General features: G+C 66.4%; 2 protein-coding genes. Both read left to right on the top strand.

Going from position 1 to position 12,958, the window contains the following annotated elements:
- Positions 1 to 33 precede the first annotated feature (33 nt).
- Entirely contained in the window at positions 34 to 6,549 is a 6,516-nt protein-coding gene (locus tag ACRHIG_RS00740) for an amino acid adenylation domain-containing protein (RefSeq protein WP_489629109.1), read from the top strand.
- Between the two features lie 38 nt (positions 6,550 to 6,587).
- The gene (locus ACRHIG_RS00735) at positions 6,588 to 12,956 is read left to right on the top strand and encodes a type I polyketide synthase (protein WP_489629108.1); all 6,369 of its coding nucleotides are present in this window, start codon (positions 6,588 to 6,590) and stop codon (positions 12,954 to 12,956) included.
- The last annotated feature ends 2 nt before the right edge of the window (positions 12,957 to 12,958 follow it).

Here is a 12,958-nt window from a genome sequence, read left to right as displayed (position 1 = left end):
GTCATGCTGCAGCGTCTGCAGCAAAGTCAGAGCGTGCGTAAGATTGAACCGGGCCGTGCTCCTATCTGCGTGGCCGATCGGAGCCAGCCGCTGGCATTGTCCTACGCTCAGCAGCGCTTGTGGTTCCTCGACCAGTTCGATACTGCGGCAGGCAGCGCCTATCATATGCCGGCGGCCATGCGCCTCAAGGGACGGCTCGACAAGGCTGCGCTGGCACGCGTCCTGGACCATATCGTGGCGCGCCACGAAAGCCTGCGCACGACCTTTGTGAATGTCGATGGCGCGCCGGTGCAGCGCATCGCCGTAGCCGGTGCCGGCATGGCGCTGGAACAGCGTGACCTGCGCCATCTGCCGCCGCGCGAACGCGAGATCGCCGTACAGCGCTTCTCGGACGAGGAAGCGGTGCGGCCTTTCGACTTGGCCGCCGGCCCGCTGATACGCTGCCAGTTGCTGCATCTGGCCGAGGATGAACATGTATTGCTGTTGACGCAGCATCATATCGTCTCCGACGGCTGGTCGATCGGCGTGCTGGTGCGCGAGATCAGCACGCTGTACGCCGCCTTCAGCGCTGGCCAGGCCGATCCGCTGCCGCCGCTGGCGATCCAGTATGCCGACTATGCAGCATGGCAGCGCGGCTGGCTGCAGGGCGATGTCCTGCAAGCGCAGAGCGCGTTCTGGAAGGAACAATTGACAGGTGCGCCGGCGCTGCTGGAACTGCCGACCGACCGTCCGCGTCCGGCCCGGCAAAGCTACGCCGGCGGCAGCGTGCAGGTGCGCTTCGATGCCGCGCTGACCGCCGGCTTGAAAGCGCTGAGCCAGAAGCACGGCGCGACGCTGTTCATGACCCTGCTGGCAGGCTGGGCCGCGCTGCTGGCGCGCCTGTCGGGCCAGGATGATGTGGTGGTCGGCACGCCGGTGGCCAACCGTCAGCGCGCCGAGGTGGAGGGCTTGATCGGCTTCTTCGTCAACACGCTGGCGCTGCGGGTGAAGCTGGAGGGCGATCCGAGCGTGGCGCAGCTGCTGGCGCAAGTCAAGGCGCACACGCTGGGGGCGTACGAGCATCAGGATCTGCCGTTCGAGCAGATCGTGGAAGCGGTGCAGCCGGCGCGCAGCATGCGCCACAGCCCGCTGTTCCAGGTCATGCTCAGTCTGGACAATGCTCCCGGCGGCACCTTGCAGCTGCCCGGCCTGAGCATTGAAAGCGTGCAGCCCAAGCAAAATACCGCGCAGTTCGACCTGACGCTGTCGCTGGCCGAAAGCGACGGCCGCCTGAGCGGCAGCCTGCGCTACGCCAGCGACCTGTTCGACGAAGCGAGCATTGTCCGTCTGGCTGGCCACCTTGAAACGCTGCTGCGCGGCATGGCTGCCGATGACAGTGCGCGCGTCGCCAGTCTGCCGGTGCTGTCCGCCGCACAGCGCCATGAACTGCTGTACGGTTTCAATGGGAAGTCGCGTGACGATGCACAGGGCGAATTGCCTAGACAACAGTTAATTCACCAGCAGTTCGAGGCGCGGGCGCTGGCCCAGCCCGACGCCATCGCGCTGGTGTATGAAAATGTATCGTTGACCTACGCCGAACTGAATCGCCGCGCCAATCGCCTGGCACATCACCTGCGCGGCATCGGCGTGCGGGCGGATGCGCGCGTGGCCCTTTGCCTGGAACGCGGCATCGGCATGGTGATCGGCATCCTGGCCACGCTCAAGGCCGGCGGTGGCTATGTGCCGCTCGATCCGGACTACCCCGCTGATCGTCTGAGCCACATGATCGAGGACAGCGCGCCGGTCGCCCTGCTGACCGAGAGCGCGCTGGCCGCGCTGGTCGATGGCTTGCCGCTTGGCGACGCCAGGGTGGTGCTGATCGACGGTGCCGATGCCGTCGCCATTGCCGGGCAAGCTGACAGCAATCCGGACATCGCTGGCCTGGCGCCGGAGCATCTGGCCTACATCATCTATACCTCGGGATCGACCGGTCTGCCCAAGGGTGTGATGGTCGAACACCGCAACGTCACGCGCCTGTTCGCCACCACCGAACAGTGGTATGGCTTCCAGCCGTCCGACATCTGGACCCTGTTCCACTCATTTGCCTTTGATTTTTCGGTGTGGGAGTTGTGGGGCGCGCTGCTGTACGGCGGCCGGCTGGTGATAGTGCCGTATCTGGTGAGCCGCTCGCCACAGGATTTCTATCAACTGCTGTGCGAACAGGGCGTCACTGTCCTGAACCAGACGCCAAGCGCCTTCCGCCAGCTGATCGCCGCCCAGGCGGCCAGTGACGCGGTCCACCAGTTGCGTACCGTCGTCTTTGGCGGCGAGGCGCTCGATCTGGCAAGCCTGCGGCCCTGGTACCGCGACGCCCGCAATGGCTCCACGCAACTGGTGAATATGTACGGCATCACCGAAACCACGGTGCACGTCACCTACCGCCCGGTGAGCGCAGCCGATGCGGAACTGGCCTGCGCCAGCCCGATCGGCGTGCCGATTCCCGATCTGCAGATCTACATCCTCGATCAGCATGGCGAGCCGGCGCCAATCGGCGTGACAGGCGAATTGCATGTCGGCGGCGCGGGCGTGGCGCGCGGCTATCTGAACCGTCCCGAGCTCAATGTCCAGCGTTTTGTGGCCGATCGCTTCAGCGGCAAGGAAGGCGCGCGGCTGTACAAGACCGGGGACCTTGGGCGCTGGCTGGCGGACGGTTCCATCGACTACCTCGGACGCAACGACTTCCAGGTCAAGATCCGCGGCTTCCGCATCGAGCTGGGCGAGATCGAGACGCGCCTGCTGGCATGCGACGGCGTGGCAGAAGCGCTGGTCGTCGCCCGCGAAGACGCGCCAGGCGAGAAACGGCTGGTGGCCTACCTGCGCGCGTCCGGCGCGGCGCCTGTCGCTGGTGAACTGCGCGCCCAGCTTGGCGCCCATCTGGCCGATTACATGATTCCCAGCGCCTTCGTCACGCTCGACGCCTTCCCGCTGACCAGCAACGGCAAGCTCGATCGCACGGCGCTGCCGGCGCCCGATCTGCAAGCGCTGGCGCGCGGCAGGTACGTCGCCGCGGAAGGTCAGGTGGAACAGGCGCTGTGCCAGGCATGGAGCACGGTGCTCAAGGTGGAGCAAGTCGGCGTGGAAGATAACTACTTCGACATCGGCGGCGACTCGATCCGCAGCATCGCCATCGTGGCGGCGGCCCGCGCGCACGGCATCGAACTGGCCATTGTCGACCTGTTCAGGCATCCGACCGTGCGCGCCCTGGCGCAGGCGCTGGCCGTGCGCGACGGCGCCGCCGCGCTCAGTCAAGACATGGAAATCCTCGACGCAGCGGACCGCGCGTCGCTGCCGGAACGGGTGCAGGACGCCTATCCGATGACGCTGCTGCAGATGGGCATGGTGTTCCACAACCAGTATGAGCAGGATGCGGGGTTGTATCACGATGTGTTCAGCAACCATGTCACGCTGCCGGCCTGGGATGAAGGCGTACTGCGTCAGGTGCTGGCGGCGATGGCGGAAAAACATCCGGTGCTGCGCACCAGCTTCGACCTGAGCCGCTATAGCGAGCCGCTGCAGCTGGTATGGCGCGATGCGGAAGTGCCGCTGATCGTGGCCGACCTGCGCGAGCTGAACACGGCTGAGCAGGATCAGATCGTGGCCGGATTCATCGACGCCGAACGCAAGTCCGCTTTCGATCTGGCCAGCGCTCCGCTGCTGCGCATCTTCGTGCACCTGCGCGGCGCCAAGGCGATACAGTACACCTTCAGCTTCCACCATGCGATTCTCGATGGCTGGAGCGTGGCCTCGTTCCAGACCGAGCTGTTCAATGCCTACTTCGCTGCGCTCGAAGGCAAGGACATTGCGCTGCCATCGTTGCGCGTGACGCCGAAGATGGCAGCGCTGCGCGAAAAACAGGCACTGCGATCGGAGCGGCAAGGCGCGTTCTGGAAGCACTATCTGGACGGGCATGTGTACTCGACGCTGCCGCCGGCCGAGCAAGCGCAGGACGCGACGAGCATGGACCGCAACCGCGCCGCGAAGGTCAGCGACGCCGTCTGCGGCAAGCTGCAAGCGCTGGCGGCGACGCTGGCCGTGCCGATGCGCACGGTACTGCTGAGCGCCCACCTGCGGGTGGTGTCCATGCTGGCTGGCAAAGACGATGTCACGACAGGGCTGGTGAGCAACGTGCGTCCGGAGGAGCAAGACGGGGAGAAGGTGCTGGGCCTGTTCCTGAACACGCTGCCGCTGCGCCAGAAGCTGGAGCGCTCCAGCTGGAAAGAGCTGATCAAAGCCACGTACGCCAACGAGCTGTCGGTGCTGGAGCATCGCGACTATCCCTACGTCCAGCTGCAGGTGGACAACGGCCGCACGCCTTACTACGAAATTGTCTTCAACTTCATCAATTTCCATGTGTACGATGATCTGAAGGCCAGTTTGCAGGAGGGCGGTTACCAGCAAATATTTGAAGCCACGGGTCTCGACCTGGGGGTCAATATCAACTACAACGTGCGGCGCGGCCTGCATCTGGAGCTGAAACCGGGCAAGCTGGGCGGAATACAGACGGAGCGCATCCTCGGTTACTACCTGGCCGTGCTGGAGTCGATGGCGGCCGACCCGGACGCCGCTCACGACACACAGCACTTCCTGGGCGACGCCGAGGCGCACCGTCTGCTGGTGGAGTTCAACGGCAGCAGCGCCGCCTATCCACCGGGAGAGCTGATCCACCAGCAATTCGAGGCCCATGCCGCCCGCACCCCTGGCGCACTGGCGCTGGGCTATGCGGACCAGACGCTGAGCTATGGCCAGTTAAATGCCCGCGCCAACCAGTTGGCGCATTACCTGATTGGGCTCGGCGTCCAGCCTGACGATCGCGTCGCCATCTGCATGGAACGGGGCATCGACATGATGGTCGCGCTGCTCGGCGTCTGGAAGGCCGGCGGCGCCTATGTTCCGGTCGATGCCGCCTATCCACAGGACCGCATCGCCTACATGCTGGCGGACAGCGCACCCGTTGCCCTGCTGACCCAGGCCGCGCTGGCGGACAAGTTCGCATCGTCGCCGCGCAAGATCGTGCTTGACGGCGAGGACCAGCCCGTCATTGCCGCCGCCGCCGTCGCCAATCCCGATCCCGTGGCGCTGGGCCTGTGCGCCAGCCACCTGGCGTACGTGATCTATACCTCGGGCTCCACCGGCCAGCCCAAGGGCGCGATGCTCAGTCATGCCGGCGTGTCGAACTTCAGCCGGGCGCAGATCGACCGCTTCGGCACCGACGGCGACAGCCGCGTCCTGCAGTTCTTTTCGTTCAGCTTTGACGCCTGTGTCTCGGAAATCACGATGGCCCTGTGCGCTGGTGGCAGCCTGTTCCTGGCCTCGCGCCAGGACCTGATGGTAGGCGAGCCGTTGTTGCGCACCATGCAGCGCCATGCGATCACCCACATCAGCATGCCGACCTCGGTGCTGGCTGCGCTACCGCACGATGCCGATTTCGGCGTCCTGCAGACCCTCATCACCGGTGGCGAAGCACTGCCGCCGACGCTGGCTGACCACTGGGGCGCACGTCACCGCTTCTTCAACGCCTATGGCCCGACCGAGGCGACCGTGATCAGCGCCCTCTACCGCTATGAGCTGGCGCACGGCGAAACCATGCCGATCGGTAAACCGTTGGCCAACACCCCGGTCTACCTGCTGGACAGCCATCTGCGGCCGGTGCCGCAGGGTGTGACCGGCGAGCTGCATATCGGCGGGGTGCAGGTGGCGCGCGGCTACCTCAACCGCGAGGAATTGACGGCCGAGCGCTTCGTCACCGATCCGTTCAGCGAGCGGCCCGGCGCGCGCCTCTACAAGAGCGGCGACCTGGCGCGTTGGTTGCCGGACGGGAACATCGAATTCGTCGGCCGCAACGACCATCAGGTCAAGATCCGCGGTTTTCGCATTGAGCTGGGCGAGATCGAGGCGAGACTGCTGGCCTGTACCGGCGTGCGCGAAGCGCTGGTGATCGCCCGCGATGGCGGTGCCAGTTCGGCCGAGAAGCGCCTGATCGCCTACCTGACCGCGCACGACGGCGCCAGCCTCGTCGCGTCCGACCTGCGCGTGGCGCTGGCGCAGCAACTGGCTGACTACATGCTGCCCAGCGCCTTTGTGGTGCTCGACGCCTTGCCGTTGACGCCGAATGGCAAGATTGATCGCAAGGCTCTGCCCGCGCCGCAGATAAGCCGCAGCGATGCGGACTATGTGGCGCCGCGCAACGCAGCGGAGACGCTGCTGTGCGGCACCTGGGCGGAGGTGCTCAAGCTGGACAAGGCAACGGTCGGTATCCACGACAACTTTTTCGAGCACGGCGGCAATTCGCTGCTGGTGGTCAAGCTGCACAGTCTGCTATCGACCCATTACCCGCAGCGGCTGGCGATCGCCGATTACTTCAAGTATGCAAGCCCGGCCCGGTTGGCCGCTTTCCTCGGCGCCTCTGACAGCGAGGTCGTCACCCGTCTGCCGGACAGCGTCTCGCGCGCCGAAATGCGCAAAGGCAGGATGGCGGCGCAACGCGGCAACCGCGTCAAGCGCGCCGTGTAAGCACAACAAATACAACGATAACCATAAGGATAAATACCATGGACCAGCTTGAAAGCCACTACAGCAGCGATGACGGCGACGACAACGCCGTTGCCATCATCGGCATGACGGGACGTTTTCCTGGCGCGAATGATCTCGCCACCTTCTGGCAGAACCTGCGCAACGGCGTGGAATCGGTCGAACCGGTGTCTGACGAGGACCTGATGCGGGCCGGCGTCCCGCCCTCGCTGATCGCCCATCCGGACTATGTCAAGGCAGCGTCGCTGGTGTCCGGCTTCGACATGTTCGATGCCGAGTTCTTTGGCATGCCGCCGCGCGAGGCGGAGATCATGGATCCGCAGCACCGCATGTTTCTGGAATGCTGCTGGGAAGCGCTCGAGCACGCCGGCTACGCGCCCGGCACTGACGCCGGCGCGGTTGGCGTGTTCGCCGGCACGGCGCTCAGCGCTTACCTGATGGAAAATCTGTTTTCCAATCCTCAACTGATTCAGACGGTCGGCAGCCGCCAGCTCATGCTGGCCAACGAGAAAGATTTTCTGTGCGGCCGTGCCGCTTACGAGCTGAACCTCCATGGCCCCGCCGTGGTGGTGCAGACCGCCTGCTCGACTTCGCTGGTGGCGGTGCACATGGCTTGCCAGAGTGTGCTGAACGGCGAGTGCGACATGGCCCTTGCCGGCGGCGTCGCGGTGCACACCTTCGAGAAGCGCGGCTACCTACACACCGAAGGCGGGGTGTTCTCGGCCGACGGCCATTGCCGCGCCTTCGACGCCGATGCCACCGGCATCATTACCGGTAATGGCCTGGGCCTGGTGGTGCTCAAGCGACTCGGCGCCGCCCGTGCCGACGGCGATACCATCCATGCGGTGATACGCGGCTCGGCCATCAACAACGACGGCGCCGACAAGGTCAGCTTCGCCGCGCCCAGCATCGACGGCCAGGCCGCGGTGATCAGCGAGGCGCAGGCCGTGGCCGGCATTGCCGCCGACAGCGTGGGTTACATTGAGGCGCACGGCACCGGCACTCATCTCGGCGATCCGATCGAGGTGAGCGCGCTGACGCAGGCATTCGCGGCATCGACCGAGCGCCGCCAGTTCTGCGCCATCGGTTCGCTGAAGACCAATGTCGGCCATCTGGACGTGGCAGCCGGCGTGGCGGGCCTGATCAAGGCCACGCTGGCCGTCAAGCACGGCGAAATCCCGCCCAGCCTGCACTGCGACACCCCGAATCCGCACATCGACTTTGCCAATAGCCCGTTCTTCGTGAATACCGTGCTGCGTCCATGGGGCGGCGCCGGCCAGCCGCGCCGCGCCGGCGTCAGCGCTTTCGGCCTGGGTGGCACCAATGCCCACGTGGTGCTGGAACAAGCGCCGCCGGCCGCGCCGCGCGACAGTGCGCGCGTGGCGCAGTTGCTGTTGTTGTCGGCCAAGACCCCGGCCGCGCTGGACCAGGCCACCGCCAATCTGGCGCGCTTCCTGGATGAACAGCCGGACACCAACCTGGCCGACGCCGCCTGGACGCTGCTGCATGGCCGCCGTCACTTCGCTCATCGCCGTGCGGTGGCTGCCGCCGATGTGGCCGAAGCCGCGACGGCGCTCAGGCAGGCGCAGTCGGTCCGCGGGCTGCCGGTGGCGGCCGATGGCAAGCAACCCGAACTGGTCTTCATGTTCCCTGGCGGCGGCACCCAGTATGTGGACATGGGCCGCACTCTCTACGCCGCCGAAGAAGTGTTCCGCGATGCGGTAGACGAGTGCGCCGCCATCCTGCAGCCTATCCTCGGTCGCGACCTGCGCGCCGTGCTGTTCACAGGCGATGTAGCCGAGCCGGAGGCCAGCGCCACGCTGAACCGCACCGAACTGGCCCTGCCGGCCCTGTTCACCGTAGAATACGCCATCGCCCGCCAACTGGCCGCATGGGGCCTGACACCGAGCGCCATGATTGGTCACAGCCTGGGCGAGTACGTCGCCGCCTGCCTGGCGGGCGTATTCTCGCTGGCCGACGCGCTGACCATCGTCGTCGCCCGCGCCCGGCTGATCGGCAGCCTGCCCAGCGCCAATATGCTGGCGGTGCTGATGTCGCCGGAACAGGTGCAGGCACGTCTCGGCGATGACCTGTGGCTGGCCTGTGTCAACGGCAGCCAGGCGTGCACCATTTCCGGCACCCCCGCCGCCACCGAAAAACTGGCCGCACAGCTGGAGCGCGAAGGCTGCGATTTCCAGTTGCTGTCAGGCTGGCCGGGCTCGCATTCCGGCCTGATGGCGCCTATCCTCGAGGAGTTCCGCAGCGTTTGCGCCGGCGTGCGCCTGAACGCACCGCGTGTGCCTTACCTCTCCAACCTGAGCGGAGACTGGATCAGCGCCGAACAGGCCACCTCGCCCGACTACTGGGTCGCCCATCTGCACCACACTGTGCAATTCGGGGCCTGCCTGAATAAGCTGCTGGATAACCCTGCCTACGTCTTTGTCGAAATCGGTCCCGGGCATACGCTGGCCAACCTGCTGCGCCGCGAGGCGGCAGCCGGCGCCACGCCGCGCCAGGCGGTGACGATCACGACGATGCCGCGGCGCGACGCCGCCGACAGCGGCGTGAACGTGCTGCTTGGTGCGCTGGGTCAACTGTGGGCCAACGGTTGCGCCATCGACTGGGACGCCGTGTATGGCGACGCCACCGGCGGCCGCATTCCGCTGCCGACCTATCCGTTTCAGCGCAAGCGCTACTGGATCGCGGCGCAGCAGCGCTACATGGACACGCCGGACCTGGCCGAGGCCTCCAGTCTGGCCGACCAGGCGGGGCCACCGGATGCGGACGTCGCCGAGGAGCGCGCGCCGCTGCTGTCGCACCACCAGCGTCCCGAACTGGCGACGCCGTATGTGGCGCCGCGCTCGCCGACCGAACAAACACTGTGCGCGATCTGGGAGAACCTGCTGGGCATCCAGCCGGTCGGCAGCGAGGACAACTTCTTCCTGCTGGGCGGAAGCTCGCTGATCGCGGTGCAACTGGCTTCCCGTATCCGCTCGGCGCTGCGCGTGGAACTGGCCCTGCGCACGCTGTTTGATACGCCGACGGTGGCGGCGCAGGCCGCCGAAATCGAGCGTCGTCTGCAGGCTGCCGCCACGGCTTCGGTGCCGGCGCTGGCGCCGATCCCGTTGCGGACGGCGGGCGGCGTGACGCCAGCCTCCGATTCACAGCAGCGGCTGTGGTTCCTCGACCAGCTCGACCACGCCGCCAGCGTCGCCTACCATGTGCCGTCCGCACTGCGCCTGAAAGGCAAGCTGGACAAGGTCGCACTGCGGGCCACGCTAAACCGTATCGTGGCCCGTCACGAAAGCCTGCGCACCACCTTCTCCAGCGTCGACGGCCGGACCGGGCAGGTGATCGCTGCAGCGACGGCCGGTTTTTCCCTGAGCGAGCGCGATCTGAGCCAGCTGTCCGGCCATGAGCGCGACTTCGCCCTGAACGGCATCAGTGCGGCCGAGGTGGCGCAGCCGTTTGATCTGGTGAGGGGGCCGCTGATCCGCGGCCAGTTGCTGTGCCTGGCCGAAGACGAGCACGTGCTGCTGGTCACCCAGCACCACATCATTTCCGATGGCTGGTCGCTTGGCGTGCTGGTGCGCGAGATAAGCATGCTGTACACCGCCTTCAGCCAGGGCCGGGCCGACCCGTTGCCGCCGCTGGCGATCCAGTACGGCGACTATGCCGCCTGGCGGCACGCGTGGTTGCAGGGCGCGGTGCCGCAAGCCCAGTGCGCTTTCTGGAAGGAACAACTGGCGGGCGCGCCAGCGCTGCTGGCGCTGCCGACCGACCGTCCGCGTCCACCCCGCCAAAGTTATGCCGGCGCCAGCGTTCCGCTGGTGCTGGGTGCAGAGCTGACGGCCGGCTTGAAGGCGCTGAGCCAAAGGCACGGCGCCACCCTGTTCATGACCCTGCTGGCAGGCTGGGCGGCGCTGCTGGCGCGCCTGTCGGGCCAGGACGATGTGGTGGTGGGCACGCCGGTGGCCAACCGCCAGCGCGTCGAGCTGGAAAACTTGATCGGCTTCTTTGTCAACACCCTGGCGATGAGGGTGCGGCTGGCGGACAACCCGACCGTGGCGCAGTTGCTGGCCCAGGTCAAAGCACATACCCTGAGCGTTTACGAGCACCAGGATCTGCCGTTCGAACAGGTGGTGGAAGCGCTGCAGCCGGTGCGCAGCACCAGCTACAGCCCGCTGTTCCAGGTCATGCTGACCATTCACAACAACCCTGGCCACAGTGTGTTTGATCTGCCCGGTCTGACCCTGAGCCCGATCGAGCAGACGCAGGACACCACGCAGTGCGACCTGACGCTGTCGCTGACCGATACCGGCGACGACTGCGTGGGCAGCCTGCGCTATGCCAGCGACCTGTACGACGAAGCCACCGCGCGGCGCATGGTTGGCCACTTCTGCACCCTGCTGCACGCCATGGTCGAGGACGAGGGCAAGCCGGTGCGCCAGCTGGCGCTGAACAGCGCCGAACAGCGCCGCCATCTGCTGGTCGATTTCAACGATACCGCGCGGACCTGGCCACACAGCGGTTTGATCCATCAGTTGTTCGAAGCCCAGGCCAAGGCCCGGCCGGAAGCGATCGCCCTGGCGCATGGCGAGGAGAAACTGAGCTATGCCCGCCTGAACCGCCAGGCCAATCAACTGGCGCATCGGCTGCGCGCCATCGGCGTGCGGCCCGATGACCGGGTCGCCATCTGCGTCGAGCGCGGCGTGCCGATGGTGGTGGCGCTGCTCGGCATCCTCAAGGCCGGCGCCGCTTATGTACCCCTCGATCCATCCTACCCGGCCGACCGCCTGGCCTACATGCTCGACGACAGCGCGCCGGCGGCCCTGCTGACCCAATCGGCGCTGAATGCCGCACTGCCACACGTCGACCTGCCGCGCCTTGTGCTCGATGATGAAGCCGATGCCGCCCGCATCGCCGCCGAGGACGATGGCAATCCGGATCCGGCTGCGATCGGCCTGACGCCGCGGCATCTGGCGTACGTCATCTACACCTCGGGCTCGACCGGCAAGCCGAAGGGCGTGATGAACCGTCACGACGGCCTGTGCAACCTGGCAAACGCGCAGAGCGCGGCCTTCGAGGTCGGTCCGGAAAGTCGCGTGCTGCAGTTCGCCTCGTTCAGTTTTGATGCCAGCATCTCGGAAATCGTCATGGCGCTCTCCAGCGGCGCCAGCCTGTTCCTGGCCGATGCCGACGCCATGCTGCCGGGCGAGCCGCTGCTGGCGACTCTGCGTGTCCATGGCATCACCCACGTGACCTTGCCGTCGTCGGCGCTGGCCGTGTGCGGCGAGCCGGCCGAGCTGGCGCGCATGACCCTGATCGTCGCTGGCGACGCCTGTCCACCGGAACTGGCGCAACGCTGGTCCGCCCACCATGCCCTGTTCAACGCCTATGGCCCGACCGAGGCGTCGGTGTGCTCGACGATCTACCGATGCGACGGCACGTGCTCCTCGTCTGTGCCGATCGGCAAGCCGATGAACAATGTACAAATCTACATCCTTGACCAGAACATGCAGGCGGTGCCGCTCGGCGTAGTGGGCGAGATCTGCATCGGCGGCGCCGGCGTCGCCCGAGGCTACCTGAATCGTCCTGAGCTGACGGCGGAGCGCTTCGTCGTCGATCCCTTCTCCGGCGGGCCGGAAGCGCGGCTTTACAAGACTGGGGACCTGGCGCGCTGGCTGCCGGACGGCAACATCGACTTTATTGGCCGCAACGACTTCCAGGTCAAGATCCGCGGCTTCCGCATCGAACCTGGCGAGGTGGAGGCGCGCCTGGCCGCTTGTGACGGCGTGCGCGAAGCGCTGGTGGTGGCGCGCGAGGAAGGGGAGGGCGATAAGCGTCTGGTGGCCTATCTGACTGTCCAGACGGGCGCCGCGCCGTCGGCTGCCGACCTGCGCGGCGCACTGGCCCGGCACCTGGCCGACTACATGATTCCGGCCGCGTTCGTGATGCTGGAGAGCTTCCCGCTCACGCCGAACGGCAAGGTCGACCGCAAAGCGCTGCCGGCCCCGGACCGTGCGGCCGTGGTCAGCCGCGATTTTGCCGCGGCGGAAGGCGTGGTGGAGGAGGCGATGGCGGCGATCTGGCAGGAACTGCTCAAGCTCGATCGGGTTGGCCGCCACGATCATTTCTTCGAACTGGGCGGCACCTCGCTGCTGGCGACGCAGTTCGTGGCGCGGCTGCGTGACGCCGTCGGCGTCAGCCTGCCGCTGATAAACATTTTCCAGACGCCGGTGCTGGCAGCCCTGGCCGAGGCGGTAGTACAGGCCGAACTGGACAGGTTCCAGTCGGCGGCGATCGAGCTGGCCGCGTTCGACATTGAACACCTGTCGGACCAGGAAGTGGAGCGCTTGCTGGCCGAAGAACACGCCGCCACGGTATGACA

Source organism: Janthinobacterium sp. C22 (assembly GCF_057919405.1).
This window is presented reverse-complemented; position numbering and strand designations above follow the sequence as displayed.